This is a genomic window from Acinetobacter silvestris (assembly GCF_002135235.1).
GTDB lineage: Bacteria > Pseudomonadota > Gammaproteobacteria > Pseudomonadales > Moraxellaceae > Acinetobacter > Acinetobacter silvestris.
This window is the reverse complement of sequence record NZ_NEGB01000001.1, coordinates 479,504-496,106: the sequence shown is the minus strand read 5'-3', so window position 1 is coordinate 496,106 and position 16,603 is coordinate 479,504. Positions and strand designations below refer to the sequence as shown.

The window sequence follows — 16,603 nt, the reverse complement described above, 5'->3', positions numbered from 1 at the left end:
TGTCCGTATATTGAATTTGAATGAGCAACAATATACGTCAAAAGGATTGGGTGCAAAAGATTCAGATTGAAACTGTAGAATAGAAAGGAGGGAAGCAGAAAAAACTTTGGAACTAAATAGAGTTAAAACTTATGGATTACAGATTGCTTCAAGTGCTTCAAGTGTAATAAATGCCATCATGACCACAAGACCTAGACTAAGGAGTACGCCTGATATAATTGATACGCTGTCTGAGAGGGTGTTGTTGGAAAAAATGGTGACAGCAATCGAACATACAATGAGTAGTAACATTGTAAAGGATAATTTAATTTTGTGATTCATCATAAGGCTAAACATAACTAATCCCGATCGCTGATTGAACTGAGCATAGTTTAATGATAGTGCGGAGTACGCCCTATCACGAAATATTAATCTTAAATGCGATGTGTGATTGCAGTTTAAACAGGTCTAAATAATAAAGATATTTAATTGCAGAAAGTTGGTCGTTGAATTGTGAGTAATCATTTCTAAGTTTGAAGGGCATGCCATAATTAAAAGGTAGCTTAGTCAGTTTTTTGTTCAATAAAAAAGAATGAGCGTATCAAATAATAAAATCGCTCTAATTTTGATTTATTCAATACAATTAGAGCGATGCTTTAAAGGTTATTTAAGTTCTTTTAACCAGTCACGTGGTTTTAAGTAATAATCTGCAAGGCGTTTTTCAGGGCTATGCTCATCCCATTCAGGACGATACAACCAACCAGCTAAATTGGGTAAACTCACCAAAATGGATTCAATTCGTCCACCTGTTTGCAAACCAAATAAAGTACCGCGGTCATAGACTAAATTATATTCTACATAGCGACCACGGCGATAAATTTGGAAATCTCGTTGCGCTTCGGTATATGGTTTATCTTGGTTGTTTTGAAAGATCGGTAAGATTGCCTCTAGATAGCCATTAGCGACAGCTTGGATATATTTAAAGCAGGTTTCAAAATCCCATTGATTTAAATCATCAAAAAACAAACCACCCACACCACGTTGTTCATCACGATGTTTTAGGTAGAAATAATCATCACACCATTGCTTATGTTCGCTATAAACGGTGTCACCAAAGGGTGCGCACAAATCATGGGCTTTTTGATGCCATGATAAAATATCTTCATCATTTGGATAAAATGGAGTGAGGTCAAAACCACCACCAAACCACCAAATTGGATCTTGTCCTTCAGGTTCTGCGACAAATAAACGCACATTGGCATGCGATGTTGGTACATTCGGATTTTTAGGATGAATCACTAAAGATACGCCAAGAGCTTGTGCTTTGGCACCTGCAATTTGTGGATGACGCTCAGTGGCAGAAGCAGGTAATTTTGAAATATTGATGTGCGAGAACATCACACCACCTTTTTCAATGACCTGACCATTCTGCAAAACTCTTGAACGACCACCACCACCTTCAGGGCGTTGCCAATCATCAATTTCGAATGTTGCAGTTCCACCGCCTGCATGTTCTTGTTGTTCTAAACTGGCACAAATACGAGCTTGTAAATCGAGGAGAAATTCACGAACGCGTTGAATATCAGCTGAAGTTGGATTCTGCATGATGACCCTCATATGAAAGGTTTAAAGGTGAAAATTCAAGGACTCATTACATCAAAACACAAAACCATAAAAAAAATAAGGGATTTTTGAGTTTTTTATTCAAAATCCCTCATATAGGCGTAATATTTAATTTTTAAAAGCAAGTCTTAAAAGTCATCTTTATTATACATATGTGACATTCGGTCATGTTTGGTCTTTAAATAGTCTTCATTAAATTTATTTAAACCGACGGTAAGTGCAATACGCTCAACTACCTCAATCCCTTGATCGGTGAGGGCTTTAAGTTTTAGCGGATTATTGGTAATCAGCTTGACCTGTTTAATTTGAAGCTGATCGAGCATGATGTTACACATGTCGTATTTTCGAGCATCAGCAGGTAAGTTCAGCAGTAAATTGGCATCCACAGTATCATGCCCTTGATCTTGTAGCGCATAGGCGCGAATTTTATTGGTTAAGCCAATGCCACGACCTTCTTGACGTAAATATAAAATAACGCCTTGTCCAGCAGTATTAATCATTTGCATAGTGTTATGTAGTTGTGGACCGCAATCACATTTTAATGAACCAAAGGCATCACCCGTCAAACATTCTGAATGGATGCGAATCAACACAGGACCCGTTGGAGCACTACTGAGTCCTTTTGATAACGCAACATGCTCTTCACCTGTTTGCGGATCTTGAAACACGGAAATATCGAATTCACCATGTGCGGTTGGTAATTTTGAAGTGGCTACAAACTGGATGGGCACGCTGGCTGACTCCATTGAAAAATGAGTGAATCGCTAAAAGCAATGGATTCGAGGATGCCATATCAGCAGCATCCTCATTTGACTGAACCTATATGGATTCTACACATACTTGATTAAAATCTAAATAAGTGGATGAGAGATAAAAGTTAATTGACTGACGTCAACATAGCTTTGAGTTTTGGATATAGTCCAAAAGACAAGCCAAACACCATGTGGGCTGCCCAATTCCAGAACATAGGCACTTCTCGATGCCAAATATCAACGCCATGTAAGGCATTCATCACAGCAGGAACGAATACATAAGAATCAATCATACTGAATATAGCAACAATTAATCCTAGTCCAATGGAAGCTTGTACTGTTGTGACTTTTAATGTGTTGGCTGCTAGTGCAAAAACACCTCCCCAAACCAGTGCAACTGATTGATGGAGTAATAATCCTGCGATAAAAGCAGCTAAATTGAAACCGTGTAAAGCACTTTCACCAAAGATGGTCGAACCAATCACCTGTACTGGATACAGAGGTCCTTTACCTAAAAATAAGGTAAACACCAACATCACAACCACCGCCATAATTAAGCCTGCGATTTGACTGGTCACCAGTACTGCAACAATATTTTTTCGAGATGATATTGTCCAAGTCGAATCATGTGTTGTGATCATTGTTATTCTCCTTTTTGATATTCTGCTTTTATTGTAGACCTTATGAAATATTTATATGTTAAAACTTGTATAAGTTGCTTTTGTATTATGAAGGGCATACTCTCATTGATAGGCATTGTTTTTAGTGTGTCTGAATTTTAAATAAAAAATAAATGTTGTTGTTGATAGGAATAAGTTCGGCATGATCAAAACACTTGGGCAAACTCAGCAAAACCTTTTACACGCTTTGCATGTACATCCTTCTGGTTTAAGTATGGGGTTATTGGTGGAGTTATTGGAAATTACCCGAACAGCTATTCGGCAGCATATTTTTGCATTGGAAACCCAAGGTTTTATACAAAAAGGGCAAATACAAGCATCTGGGGGGCGTCCTAGTCAGTTTTATCAACTTTCAAGTAAAGGTTTTGATCTATTTCCAAAACAATATGCATTATTTTCAAAGTTTTTATTGAGTGCCGCCTTGGCTGAAAAGGGTGAACATGGTTTATCAACATGGTTGAATCAACTGGGTATGTATGTAGCGCAGGATTTTAAAGCTCAAATGCTCAATGAACGATTACCGATTCGTTTAATTAAAACGGTCAATATTATGAACACTTTAGCTTATGATGCTGCCCTGGTCGAAACAGAGGCTCTGCCTGCCATTGAAGCGAACAATTGTGTATACCATGACTTAGCGCGTGAGTATCCGCAAGTCTGCCAATTTGATTTGGCTTTACTTTCAGAGTTAACCGAAAGTAAAGTGACGCATGAAAAGTGTATGCAAAAAGGCGACCCAGTGTGCCGATTTTGTTTTTCAGACATGCAAAAATAATCTGGAAAACATCGCTTTTTACGCAATATAGATTTATTTTTATATAGGAACTTTTTCTTTTTTATAGAAACAACACAATAATAGTTGATAAACAGTAAGATAATTCAGGATAATCTCCCTTACTCACGAAGATTCAGCACAATTCGCATATGCGGCTGATTTGAAGGTAAATCATATTTAATTGTATGATTGCCCCTATATTAACCCAGCTTCGGATTTGCCAGGCTTAAAAAGGCTCTGCCACGTATGTTGTATACAGAAATACCCACTCTACGCCCTGTTACGCCATTGTTAGACGAGATTAATGCTCCACAACATTTGCGTCAGCTCGAGCAAAGCCAATTGGCACAAGTGGCAGATGAGTTACGTCAATATATTTTGTATGCTGCTGGCCAAAGTGGCGGGCATTTTGGTGCTAACTTGGGAGTGATTGAACTCACCGTTGCACTACATTTTAGTTTTAATACCCCACAGGATCGTTTGGTTTGGGATGTGGGCCATCAAGCTTATCCCCATAAAGTTCTGACAGGTCGCCGTGAACAACTGACCACGATTCGGGCTAAAGATGGTTTGGCTGCCTTTCCTACACGTGAAGAATCTGAATTTGATACCTTTGGGGTAGGTCATTCATCTACGGCTATTTCTGCCGGCTTAGGAATGGCACTTGCGAGTCGTTACCAAAAGCAAGACCGAGATGTTGTCGCCATTGTCGGTGATGGTGCGATGACGGCAGGTATGGCGTTTGAAGCGATGAATGATGCCGTTGCCCATGATGCAGATTTAATTGTGGTATTAAATGACAATGATATGTCAATTTCATGTAGTACTGGGGGTTTTGCCAAACACTTGGCTGCCATTTGGGAGCAAGGGCAGTTCGTCAATATTGACGAGCAGGGTGAGGCCTTTATTCAAGATCATCCAGAATGGGGTTATAACTCTCGTTTACATGCATCGGCTACAGATGCTGCTGATAATTTGTTTAAAGCCATTGGTTTTGATTATTTTGGGCCGTTTGATGGTCATGATGTTGAACAATTAGTGCAAGTATTTAATGCCTTAAAAAAACGTAAAGGGCCACGTTTAATCCATATTTATACGAAAAAAGGTAAAGGGTTTGCACCAGCAGAAGCTGAGCAGATTAAATACCATGCTATAAGTAAAATCAGCGCAAAGGCTTCAAGTGCCAAAGCACCTAAATACTCAGATGTATTTGGACAATGGTTGTGTGATGAAGCTGCGCAAGATTCACGTTTAGTGGCCATTACACCTGCAATGTGTGAAGGCTCTGGTATGGTTGAGTTTGCTCAAGACTATCCTGAGCGTTATTTTGATGTCGCCATTGCCGAGCAACATGCGGTGACTTTGGCAGCAGGTATGGCATGTGAAGGTTTAAAACCCGTGGTTGCTATTTATTCAACCTTTTTACAGCGTGGCTATGATCAGCTGATTCATGATGTGGCTTTACAGAATTTAGATGTAACTTTTGGTATTGATCGTGCCGGCTTAGTGGGTGAGGATGGCCCAACGCATGCAGGCGCTTATGACTATGCTTATATGCGTACTGTACCAAATATGGTGATTATGGCACCGAAAGACGAAAATGAATGTCGTCAAATGTTGCATACTGCATATTTATACAATGGGCCTGCTGCTGTACGTTATCCACGTGGTGTGGGTTTGGGTGTTGAGATTCAAGCGCAATTAACCGAAATACCAATGGGTAAAGCTGAAATTGTGGCAAGTTTTAACGAGCAGTATGAAGAGCATATTAGCCTTCTGGCTTTTGGTAGTCGCGTTGGTGTTGCTATTGTTGCTGCTGAAAATCTGGCCCAGAAGCATGATGTTGCAGTAAAAGTTGTGAATATGCGTTTTGTTAAACCATTAGATGAAAAAATACTTTCTGAATTGGCGGAACATACAAGCTTATTTGTAACGGTAGAAGAACATGCGGTCATGGCAGGTGCTGGTAGTGCAGTAAATGAATATCTGGCACATGCCCAAATTTTAAAACCAATCTTAAATCTAGGTCTTGCTGATAATTTTATGGCGCAGGCGAGTCATGAACAAATGCTGCAAGAGAGTGGATTAGATGCTGAAGGTATCCAACATTCAATCGAAAAAGTCTGGTTAAAGCTGCTGCAAACTGCATAAATACAGTCTCTTAAAACTTTAGCAACATTTTTTCCCCTAAAAGCGCTTACATTTGTTAAAATGCGGGCGCTTTTATGCATTATTCTTTATCAGTTTCTTTCAAATTTGTAGTGGGTGTTCAATGGAACCTATGGTGGTGATGGCTGCGCGTGCGGCTCAGTTAGTTGGTCAAGAGCTTTTAAAGGCACATCAAAATCGTCATAAACTCGATCTACAAGTCGAAGAAAAAGGTATTGATGGTCCTGTTACGCGTGTTGATCGTTATTTAGAAGAATTAACGATTGCGACATTACGCAAAAGTTATAAAAACCACAGCTTTCTTGGCGAAGAGTTTGGTTTACAAGAAGGTCAAGGCCATGATGCTGATTGGTGTTGGGTGATTGATCCGCTAGATGGAACGTTAAACTTTATTAACGGTGTTCCACATTTCTGTATTTCTATTGCAGTGAAACATAAAGGTATCACGCAACACGGTGTCATTTATGACCCAGTAAAAGATGAACTGTTCTCAGCAAGTCGTGGTCGTGGTGCTATGTTGAACCAACGCCGTATTCGCGTAAATGCAAAAGATAGCTTAGAAAACACCTTCCTTTCTGTGGGTCATGCTTACCGTGTGAAACGTAACGGTGAAATTGTTTCTTATGCAAAAAATCATTTTGAATCATTGTTAAAAGTCACTGAAGCCGGTGCTCAATACCGTCGTACGGGTTCTGCTGCATTAGATTTAGCTTATGTAGCTGCAGGTCGATTTGATGGTTATTTCGAATTAGGCTTAAAGCCGTGGGATATCGCTGCGGGTGAGTTAATCGTGAAAGAAGCAGGCGGTACTGTTGTGGACGCACGTGGTGGTTCAGATTCTATGGAAAATGGCCAAGTCATTGCATGTTCAATGAAATTGCTTAAACCACTTATGCAAGCTGTTGTTCCTGCATGGGGTGATGCTGCTAAATAAGTAGCTCGCAATTAAAAAAGCTCTCCAAATTGTGAGAGCTTTTTTATACCCGAAATTTAAAAATAAGAAAAAAACTTCATTTATAATATTTTTAAAATATATTTTAGTTTGCGGGCGGTAATTCATTTTTTGATTTAGCATAAAATAGATATGGACTAGGATTTTATTAAATTAAGAGTTCATTAACGTAGATAGGACTTAAGCAATTCTATAAAAGATGTCATATGTAGAAATTTTATTTAGAAGCTTAGGAGGGAGGGGTGATTATTCTTTCTGAATATGAGGATATCGAACTTGTTGAGTAAATGAATGGTGATTTGTGTATAGAGCCAGTCAGTTGCAACTATTCTTGATTATGCCATCGTGGATGGAACAACGTATAAAAAAGTATTCGAAAATTTAAATTTTAAATGCTTTAAAAACATGTCATTGTATAAAAAATAAGCCACAACACAGGAAAAAACAATAAAACTTGGTGACATTATTAAAAAATCTGCTATACTTTGCTCACGCACTTAAATTCCGTTCATTACCTGAACATCTCTTCTTATCATTGTGTATGCGCGTCCGGTCCAAAGAGAGGACGATATTTCGCGCCCCACTCAATCGTTTAAACGATTCTTTCAGGTTGCGGCTGTAATCATGTGTGCGTTAAATCCACATCGTCGTTACTCGGATCGCCGCTGATCTTTATTTCTTCAGCGATTATTGCTGTGCCGCTTTTTGCCGATGTCCATTAGACTATATTATTAAATGGAGCACCCACATTAGGGTGAATGCCTCTATGAGCAAAACTTTTGCTGACTTTTCATTAGACGAATCTCTTCAAAAGGCCCTTGAAAGCCTAGGTTTTACTGCACCTACAGCAGTACAAGAACAAGCAATTCCTGCTGCTTTAGAAGGTAAAGACCTTCTAGTTTCAAGCCAAACAGGTTCTGGTAAAACTGCTGCGTTCTTACTCCCAACGTTAAATGCTTTAGCTGCAGCTGGTGAAGATGGTCTAGTACCATTTAAAGACCGTATGAAAGCTGTTACACAGCCAAATATTTTAGTAATTTCACCGACTCGTGAACTTGCGCAACAAGTATGTCAAGATGCAATCGCATTAGTACGTCATATGAAAGGCGTTCGTGTTGCTGCGATCATGGGTGGTATGCCTTTTGGTAAACAAATCCAACAGTTAAAAGGTGCACAAGTTGTTGTGGCGACTCCAGGTCGTTTACTTGATCTTGTAAACCGTCGTCAAATTAAATTAGATTTAGTTGATGCGTTAATTGTCGATGAAGCTGACCGTATGCTTGATCTAGGTTTCTCAGATGACCTAGAAGCAATTAGTGAATTAGCTTTAAATCGTAAACAAACATTAATGTTCTCTGCAACATTTGCTCCACGTATTATTAGTCTTGCTTCACGCATGATGAATGATCCAGTGCGTATTGCAATTGAAACAGGTCATTCGACTAATACTGATATTACCCAGACGCTTCATTGGACTGATGGTTTTGAGCATAAGAAAAAATTGCTTACACATTGGTTAAGTGCTGATGATGTAGATCAAGCAGTTGTCTTTGCTTCTACTCAAGAAGATACAGATATGCTTGCTGAAGAACTTGCAGAAGCAGGTCTTTCAGTTGTAGCACTTCATGGTGCTATGCCACAGACTGTTCGTAACCGTCGTTTACGTAGTATTCGTGAAGGTCGTGCAAAAATCCTAGTTGCAACAGACGTTGCTGCTCGTGGTCTTGACGTACCAACAATTTCACACGTAATTAACTTCGGTTTACCAATGAAACACGAAGATTATGTACACCGTATTGGTCGTACAGGTCGTGCAGGTCGTACTGGTAAAGCTATTACACTTGCAACTTACCGTGAACGCGGCAAGATTCGTGCATTAGAAGATTATTTAGAAGCGCGTTTGAACGTTTCTGAAATTGAAGGTCTTGAGCCATCTCCACCTCCTGCACGCGGTAGTCGTGATGGCGGCGGTCGTGGTCGTGATGGTGGTCGTGGCGGTCGTGATGGCGGCGGTCGTGGTCGTGATGGCGGTCGTGGCGGTTTTGGTGGTCGTGATAGCGGTGGTCGTAGTCGTTTTGAAGGCGAAAGTAGCTTCAAACGTCGTGAAGGTGGTGAAGATCGTCCACGTCGTAGCTATGATGACAAGCCTCGTACTGAGCGTCCAGCTTATGCTGGCGGTGATGATCGTCCTAAGCGTGATTTTGGTGATCGTCCAGCGCCACGTCGTGAAGGTGGTTTTGGTGACCGTCCACAACGTTCGTTTGATGATCGTCCTAAACGTGACTTCGGTGATCGTCCAGCGCCACGTCGTGAAGGTGGTTTTGGTGACCGTCCACAACGTTCGTTTGATGACCGTCCTAAACGTGATTTCGGTGATCGTCCAGCGCCACGTCGTGAAGGTGGTTTCGGTGATCGTCCACAACGTAGCTTTGGTGACAAACCGCGTTCTGCAGATGATAACCGTGGTAACCGTGTAGACTATAAAGCAAGTGGTGATCGTCCAGCTCCACGTCGTGATTTTGGTGATCGTCCAGCTCCACGTCGTGAAGGCGGTTTCGGTGATCGTCCACAACGTAGCTTCAGTGAAGATCGCCCACGTCGTAGTTTTGATGATAAACCACGTGGCGAGCGTCCAGCTTTCGGTGGTGAAGATCGCCCACGTCGTAAATTTAACGACTAAGTATTTGCTTCATCCCATAAAAAACCAGTCTTAGGACTGGTTTTTTATTGCAAGGTCAAAAAAATCTGATAGAATAAAAAAATGAGAAGTTGGTCAAATTTTTTTAACAAACAGACAATATGGACAATAAAAATGCCACAAATATATGGTGATGCCAGTGCTGGAGTTGTTATGTTCTATATTTTTTCCTTTTTGCTTTTATCGAATATATTTTATTTTATCTATAGCGTTCTTTCTTAATACCCTACAAATATTTGTATAAAAATTATATAATTATAAAAACAATAGAATCAGATTTCTGCCTAGAAATGATACAATAGCTTAAAACCTTATTATCAATTGATAACAACAAATTGCCGTCTGTTGAGAGTATAGTAAGCGGGCTGTAAAATGCAGGAACTGTTCAGTTATGAGTAATCAAACGCTTCCCGAAGGTCAGGCTTTAATTGAAGTCAAAAATTTAAGCTTTAACCGTGGTGAACGTGTCATTTATGATAATGTAAATCTAAAAATACGTCGTGGCCAAATTACCGCAATCATGGGTCCTTCAGGGACAGGCAAAACTACCTTGCTGCGGTTAATCGGAGGGCAATTGCTCCCTGATCAAGGGCAAATTTTACTGGATGGTATTAATATTGCGAATATGTCGCGGGCAGAGTTATTTTCTGCGCGTGCGCGTATGGGAATGTTATTTCAAAGTGGTGCATTATTCACGGATATGACAGTATATGAAAATGTCGCATTTCCGATTCGTGCACATACCAAACTAACCGAGAATTTGATCTCAGAGTTAGTTGCCTTAAAATTAGAATCTGTGGGTTTGCGTGGTGCAGAGCAATTAATGCCTGCTGAGTTGTCGGGGGGGATGAACCGCCGCGTTGCATTGGCACGTGCGATTGCACTTGACCCCGAATTAATTATGTACGATGAGCCTTTTGCAGGACAGGATCCCATTGTAATGGGAGTGTTGACACGTTTGATTCGATCATTGCGTGATGCATTGGATCTAACGTCTATTATTGTTTCGCACGATGTTTCTGAAACGCTCTCGATTGCAGATTATATTTACGTGGTTGCGGAAGGAAAAGTGCAAGGCGAAGGTACGCCCGATGAACTTCGTGCGCATACATCACCCTTTGTCAGACAATTTTTAACCGGTTCGATTGAAGGACCGGTTGATTATCAATTTAGCCATCAAGCCTATTTGAATAATGAGGTGCGTTCATGAATGCAATTGCCTTATTAGGTAGACGTGTCATTGAGCGTGTTCAAGGCATTGGTGTTGCAACAATGATGTTGCTACAAATTATTTTATCTCTGCCGACGTTGTTAGGTGTAAGACTTTTCATTTATCAGATGTATCGTGTTGGTGTTTTATCACTATTGATTATTGCTGTTTCTGGATTGTTTATAGGTCTCGTCATTGGATTACAAGGTTATTCGATCTTGATCAATGTTGGTTCGGAGTCGATGTTAGGGACCATGGTTTCACTGACTTTGGTTCGTGAACTCGCACCTGTAGTTGCTGCATTGCTTTTTGCAGGTCGTGCAGGGTCTGCATTAACTGCTGAAATTGGTTTGATGAAAGCGACTGAGCAATTATCAAGTATGGAAATGATTGGTGTTGACCCCTTGAAACGTATTGTTTCACCGCGCTTATGGGCGGGTATCGTCAGTTTACCCATGTTATCTGTCATTTTTGCTGCTGTCGGAATTATGGGCGGTAAAATGGTGGGCGTTGATTTCTTAGGTGTGGATGAGGGATCTTTTTGGAGTGGTATGCAAAGTAGCGTACAGTTTGGAAAAGATATCGTGAATGGCACAATTATTAAAAGTGTTGTTTTTGCTGTAGTTTGTACTTGGATTGCGGTCTATCAAGGTTATGCTTGTGAGCCAACATCTGAAGGTATCGCAACGTCTACTACGCGTACCGTTGTATATTCATCACTTTGTGTTTTAGGTTTTGATTTTGTGTTGACTGCGGTCATGTTCGGAGGGGTTTAATGAAATCACGTACTAGTGAGCTGGCCGTTGGTATTTTTGTCATTATCTTTGGTGTTGCTTTGTTTTTCTTGGCAATGAAGGTGAGTGGTTTAGTAGGCACAAATTTAAAAGATAGTTATAGCATGACGGCATCATTTGACAATGTGAATGGTTTAAAGCCTCGTGCGAAGGTTACCATGAGTGGTGTCACCATTGGTCGAGTGGATTCTATTACATTAGACCCTGTGTCACGTCTTGCGACTGTAAAATTTGATTTAGATGGTCAATTGACTAGCTTTAATGCCAAACAGTTACAAGAAGTGGAACGTAATGCTTTGGAAGAGTTGCGCTATAGTGCAGATTACCAAGCCGCGGCACCTGCTGAACAAAAAGCAATGGAACAGAAACTAATTAGCAACATGAAATCCATTACGAGTATTGATGAAGATGCTTACATAATGGTAGCAACAAATGGTCTTTTGGGCGAAAAATATTTGAAAGTCGTGCCAGGTGGTGGACTCAATTATGTCAAACGTGGTGAAAGCATTACCAATACCCAAGGTACAATGGATCTTGAAGATTTGATTTCGAAATTTATTACGGGTGGTACTGGAAAATCAGCTGCTGGTGCATCAGCACCTAAAGATGCCGCAGCTTCTACAGAAGTTAGCGATGCCCAAACGTCATTTGTCGAATAAGTATTAGAGGAGATGTTGAAAAGTGAATATGTTATTAAAACAAACCCTAACAGCAAGTGTATTGGCAACAATGTTGACAGGAACTGCATTTGCAGTACCAGCTGAAGCACCACCTGTTTTTGTAAAGCGTGTTGCTGATGGTTTGATTACGCGTTTAAAAGCCGATCAGGGTAAGTTACAAAATAATCCTGCTGCTGTGAAAGCCATTATTCGTCAAAATCTTGACCCATTTGTCGATGGTCAAGCATTTACGCGTATTGTGATGGGCACTTATGCAACGAATCAAAATAGTACAGCTGCACAACGTGCTCAGTTTGAACAAAATTTCCGTAATACTTTGATTGAAAATTATGGGACGGCTTTCGCAAAATATAGCAATCAGTCATATACCATGCGTCCTTATAAAGCGACGACGAGTAAGAATCCAGTCGTGTCACTCGATTTTAATAATAAAGGTGACAAAATACCGGTGTCTTTCCAGTTGGCTGACCATGGTACGCAGTGGAAAATTCGCAACATTAATGTTTCTGGTATTGATTTAGGTTTGCAATTCCGTAATCAGTTTGCAGCCAATGTACAGCGTAATGGTGGTGATATTGATAAAGCAATCGCGACTTTCAAACCAGATGCAGATGCTGCTGTAAATAAAAAGTAAGTTTGGATCATTGAGATAGGAATCTGTAAGTGATTGAATTTAAAAATCAGGAGTTGCATGTGATTGGGAAAATCACTTTTGATAATGCTGAAAACTATTATTTAAATGGTTTGAAAGTTATTCAGAATGAACAAGCTTTTCCTTTAACTGTAAATTTATCTAAGCTAGAACAAGGCAGTACTCTTACGTTGGCTGTATTGGTGCAATGGCTGCGTCAAACACCTGATGCACAAGGGTTACAGTTTAAGGCTGTACCTGAGAAAATGATGAAAATCATTCAATCTTGTCACCTAGAAAATGATTTACAACTGATTTAATCTCAAGAACATAAAAAAAGCACCTATTGGTGCTTTTTTTATGCGTGTTAAAACATCACCACACTTAAATCCATTTTTTCCATCTAAAGTAGATGAGTGGTCCGACAAAGAATAAAATTAGAATGGCAATCACTGCTATAAAACTCTTAGGGCCATGGGCAAAAGGTAGGACTTCGGTATTCATTCCATAAATACTGGCAATCAGCATTGGGGGAGCAAGCATACTGGGTAAAATCGAGAAGCGACGAATCGTATCGTTCTGTTCAGTATTAATGAAGCCTGAGGTGGTATCGAGTAAGAATCTCACTTTTTGGAATAAAAAGGCATCATGTTCGACCAGAGAGCGTACATCCTCACTCAGTTCTCGAATATCAGCATCATAGATATGACTGCCTAAGGCGCGTGGTCGTGATAAAAAGGTCAGCACACGACGTAAATCAATTAAACAGAGCTGTGCTTTTCCGAGCATATCTTCTTTTTGAGCAAGGCGAGTAATCATATCATCTAGATCAAGAATCTGTTCCCGATGACGTACATTCAGTACTTCAGTTGAATAACTTTCTAAGTCTTTGTGGATATCTTCTAAGATATCCGCAAGCTCATCTAACTTTGCTTCAAGCAGACCCAATAAAATCCAAGTGGGGTCTTTGTAATCGATTTCATAGTCATTGCGACGGGCACGTGCGCGAAATGCGCGGAATGCAACGAGCTTTTCACCACGTAAGGTAAATAGACGATCTTTATGTAAAATAAAGGCCACAGTCTGTACTGTAGCAAGCATATTGGAAGAGTCTTCAGGATCATCTTCGACTTGATAATTTTTATTTTTAGTTAAAAAATACGTGCTGATATGTAAAATACCATCATCATCACGATAAAATCGCGCAGATGAGGAGATGTCTTCTAGTGATTTGAGTGTAGGGAGGTTTTGCTCATAGGCATCGAGTACCCATTCTTGTTCTTCTTGTGATGGAGCAATGAGATCGACCCACACCAACTCTGGATGTAGATCAAATCCTCCATTAATAGTGGCATCTTCTAAACTGCCGCGCTCTGTGGCGTAAAAGGCTTCAAGCATTGTGTCTTTTCTCCTTTACGCAGTCTGTGTTCAATTGATGGGTGTATTTTAGACAAGGATGCAATGAAAAACACTGTTTGCATTGCTTATTTTTTTAAATTTCTCTCATATAGTTTACTTTTACAGCATGACAGAATCACAACAAGGTCGAAGGTATATGAAATCTATTGCTATTTTTTGTGGCTCAGCTTTAGGCACAGATACAATCTTTGCACAAACAGCACGCTTAACGGGTGAAACTTTAGCCAAGCAAGGTAAAACATTAGTCTATGGTGGTGGTCGTTCTGGCCTAATGGGAATTGTTGCGGACAGTGCGTTAGAGGCTGGTGGTCAGGTCATTGGGGTGATTCCACAAGGTTTGGTAGATCGTGAATTGGCACATCCAGATTTGACTGAACTGCATATCGTTAAAAATATGCATGAACGTAAAACCATTATGTCTGAGTTATCGGATGGGTTTATTGCTTTGCCGGGTGGTGCTGGAACGATAGAGGAAATCTTTGAACAATGGACTTGGGCACAGTTGGGTATTCATTTAAAACCATGTGCATTTTTAAATATTGAAGGTTTTTATGATGATTTGATTAAATTCATTCAATTGACCACTCAGAAAGGTTTTTCTAAAGCACGTTTTACCGATGTCTTAATGAATTTAGATTCTATCGATGAGATTTTATCGAGATTTGAAGTTTATCAAGCGCCTGAACCGAAATGGGGTGTGAAAGATCCTGAAGACTTGGTGAAGTTGGATAGATAAATTTCGTTCAAATTAATTTTGAGTAAGATAGTAAAGTAAATGAAGATTATTACCGTTGCAGCAGCAGTGATTTTGAATAAACAGAATCAATTGTTGTTGGTGAGAAAGCAAAATACCGAATACTTTATGCAAGTGGGCGGCAAGTTAGAGCCAAATGAGTTGCCTGAGCACACTATGCTGCGTGAAATTGATGAGGAGATTGGTGGTCAGGCGACAATCCAGCAATTTATTGGTCGTTTTGAAACACTGGCTGCCAATGAAGTGAATCATCAATTGATTAGTTATGTTTATCAGGTTGAGTTGGCGCAATATCCTCAAATTAATGCTGAAATTGCAGAAATGAAGTGGATTGATTTGGATGATCAGCAGACTTTATTGGCGCCTTTGACCAAGGAGATTGTGATTCCTTGGTGTAAGCAAAATTTATCGTATTGAATTACTCTGCAGCGGCAATGCATGCTGCATAAACATGCTGGCAACCCAAGTTTTCCAATGCTTGGGCTAAAGCATGAATGGAGCTTCCAGTTGTAATGACGTCATCAATAATCAACACTTTCCTATATTTACGTTGTTCTGTGATTATCGGCCGAAATTGATGTTCAATATTTTCGAGTCGCTCAAGTCGGGTTAGGCCCTTTTGTGAATGTTGAGCGGTTCGAACTACAGGCTGCCAAACAGGAATATTAAGTTGTTTTGCCATGAGTTTGGCGATGATTAACATTTGGTTATAGCCACGCTGTTGAAGCCGTTCAGTGGAAATGGGCATCGCAACGATGGCTTGGACTTTAGGCAGTTTCAGACTTAATAAACTTTGTGCTAATACGTTTTGATAGTGAAGTTGTTGTTCATATTTATATTTTAGAATGATACGATCCATCGGAAACGTATAGCGATGCGCGACTAAAATTTGTTGTTCATGCCGTTCAATAGACTGTTTGTACCAAGGAAGTTGATTCCAGCAGTCCTTGCAGAGGGAGTGCTGCTGTTGTAAATCAATGCTACAAAGTAGGCAAGGGGAAATGCTTTGTATGCTTTTGTGGAGCAGTTGGTGAATAAATTGGAGCATAGAGTTTTCTTTTTCTTTTGATTTTATAAGGGTTAAATTATGGTACATAGATACCATTAATTTGAAACTCAAACTGATTTTCTTTTTTAAAAATACGAAGATCAAGGATTAAGTCACTGCGACCTTCTTCGACAGTGAATAGATCAATGATAGCAATCCAAAAATCATTTTGCATATATAGACAGACTGATGTATCCCAAGCGTCTTTAGATAAGCTTATAAGATGAGCGCCATAGTTCACAATAGATTCTGCAAGCTCTAAAGCATATTCTAGGTCAATAAACTGGACATCAGGAATAGTATTCAAACGAGCAAAATCTTTATCTTTAAACGCTTCAACAATTAAAACAATCGTGTCTCGCCAAATGGTTGGAATTGGAGATTGAAGCGCTGAATCATATGGAACAGGAATATCTTGTATCACTTCATTTTCCTTATT

18 protein-coding genes are annotated in these 16,603 nt (G+C 39.9%); 11 read left to right on the top strand and 7 right to left on the bottom strand.

Annotation, left to right across the window (positions count from 1 at the left end; translation table 11 throughout):
- Positions 1–129: 129 nt before the first annotated feature.
- The 4 genes from B9T28_RS02430 to B9T28_RS02415 form a co-directional block, all read right to left on the bottom strand.
- Positions 130–324, bottom strand: coding sequence for a hypothetical protein (locus B9T28_RS02430; RefSeq protein WP_252053405.1), 195 nt, complete (start codon positions 322–324; stop codon positions 130–132).
- 318 nt (positions 325–642) lie between these two features.
- Complete coding sequence (gene hemF, locus B9T28_RS02425) at positions 643–1,584, bottom strand: oxygen-dependent coproporphyrinogen oxidase (RefSeq protein ID WP_086202352.1); 942 nt, start codon at positions 1,582–1,584, stop codon at positions 643–645.
- Positions 1,585–1,730: 146 nt separating this feature from the next.
- Positions 1,731–2,333, bottom strand: coding sequence for a GTP cyclohydrolase II (gene ribA / locus B9T28_RS02420; RefSeq protein ID WP_171263426.1), 603 nt, complete (start codon positions 2,331–2,333; stop codon positions 1,731–1,733).
- Between the two features lie 146 nt (positions 2,334–2,479).
- Entirely contained in the window at positions 2,480–2,995 is a 516-nt protein-coding gene (locus B9T28_RS02415) for a hypothetical protein (protein WP_086202350.1), read from the bottom strand.
- A gap of 181 nt (positions 2,996–3,176) precedes the next feature.
- Between B9T28_RS02415 and B9T28_RS02410 the strand changes: the two genes are divergently transcribed.
- The 9 genes from B9T28_RS02410 (at position 3,177) to B9T28_RS02370 (ending at position 13,263) form a co-directional block, all read left to right on the top strand.
- Entirely contained in the window at positions 3,177–3,809 is a 633-nt protein-coding gene (locus tag B9T28_RS02410) for a helix-turn-helix transcriptional regulator (RefSeq protein WP_086202349.1), read from the top strand.
- Between the two features lie 246 nt (positions 3,810–4,055).
- Positions 4,056–5,960, top strand: coding sequence for a 1-deoxy-D-xylulose-5-phosphate synthase (gene dxs, locus B9T28_RS02405; protein WP_086202348.1), 1,905 nt, complete (start codon positions 4,056–4,058; stop codon positions 5,958–5,960).
- Positions 5,961–6,081: 121 nt separating this feature from the next.
- A complete protein-coding gene (locus B9T28_RS02400) occupies positions 6,082–6,912 on the top strand; it encodes an inositol monophosphatase family protein (RefSeq protein ID WP_086202347.1) in 831 nt (276 codons plus the stop codon).
- 784 nt (positions 6,913–7,696) lie between these two features.
- Positions 7,697–9,610 (top strand): DEAD/DEAH box helicase, encoded by a 1,914-nt coding sequence (locus B9T28_RS02395; RefSeq protein ID WP_086202346.1) that lies wholly within the window; start codon positions 7,697–7,699, stop codon positions 9,608–9,610.
- A 409-nt stretch (positions 9,611–10,019) separates the two neighbouring features.
- Entirely contained in the window at positions 10,020–10,838 is an 819-nt protein-coding gene (locus tag B9T28_RS02390; RefSeq protein ID WP_086202345.1) for an ABC transporter ATP-binding protein, read from the top strand.
- The gene (gene mlaE / locus B9T28_RS02385) at positions 10,835–11,614 is read left to right on the top strand and encodes a lipid asymmetry maintenance ABC transporter permease subunit MlaE (protein ID WP_086202344.1); all 780 of its coding nucleotides are present in this window, start codon (positions 10,835–10,837) and stop codon (positions 11,612–11,614) included. Before B9T28_RS02390 ends, mlaE begins: the two co-directional genes overlap by 4 nt.
- Positions 11,614–12,291 (top strand): outer membrane lipid asymmetry maintenance protein MlaD, encoded by a 678-nt coding sequence (gene mlaD, locus B9T28_RS02380; protein ID WP_086202343.1) that lies wholly within the window; start codon positions 11,614–11,616, stop codon positions 12,289–12,291. Before mlaE ends, mlaD begins: the two co-directional genes overlap by 1 nt.
- 22 nt (positions 12,292–12,313) lie before the next feature.
- Positions 12,314–12,946, top strand: coding sequence for an MlaC/ttg2D family ABC transporter substrate-binding protein (locus B9T28_RS02375; RefSeq protein WP_086202342.1), 633 nt, complete (start codon positions 12,314–12,316; stop codon positions 12,944–12,946).
- 29 nt (positions 12,947–12,975) lie between these two features.
- Entirely contained in the window at positions 12,976–13,263 is a 288-nt protein-coding gene (locus B9T28_RS02370; RefSeq protein WP_086202341.1) for an STAS domain-containing protein, read from the top strand.
- 64 nt (positions 13,264–13,327) lie between these two features.
- On the opposite strand, the gene B9T28_RS02365 is transcribed toward B9T28_RS02370, so the two are convergent.
- A complete protein-coding gene (locus tag B9T28_RS02365; protein WP_086202340.1) occupies positions 13,328–14,341 on the bottom strand; it encodes a magnesium and cobalt transport protein CorA in 1,014 nt (337 codons plus the stop codon).
- A 157-nt stretch (positions 14,342–14,498) separates the two neighbouring features.
- Here B9T28_RS02365 and B9T28_RS02360 point away from each other — a divergent pair, with 157 nt between their 5' ends.
- Together B9T28_RS02360 and B9T28_RS02355 are read left to right on the top strand one after the other, a co-directional pair.
- The gene (locus B9T28_RS02360; protein ID WP_086202339.1) at positions 14,499–15,098 is read left to right on the top strand and encodes an LOG family protein; all 600 of its coding nucleotides are present in this window, start codon (positions 14,499–14,501) and stop codon (positions 15,096–15,098) included.
- A 39-nt stretch (positions 15,099–15,137) separates the two neighbouring features.
- Positions 15,138–15,533 carry an NUDIX hydrolase gene (locus B9T28_RS02355; RefSeq protein WP_086202338.1) on the top strand — a complete coding sequence of 132 codons (396 nt, stop codon included), beginning with the start codon at positions 15,138–15,140 and terminating at the stop codon, positions 15,531–15,533.
- Position 15,534: 1 nt separating this feature from the next.
- Here the strand turns inward: B9T28_RS02355 and B9T28_RS02350 are convergent, their stop codons facing one another.
- Entirely contained in the window at positions 15,535–16,164 is a 630-nt protein-coding gene (locus B9T28_RS02350; RefSeq protein ID WP_086202559.1) for a ComF family protein, read from the bottom strand.
- Positions 16,165–16,201: 37 nt separating this feature from the next.
- Complete coding sequence (locus B9T28_RS02345; protein WP_086202337.1) at positions 16,202–16,588, bottom strand: DUF7668 domain-containing protein; 387 nt, start codon at positions 16,586–16,588, stop codon at positions 16,202–16,204.
- Positions 16,589–16,603: the final 15 nt, after the last annotated feature.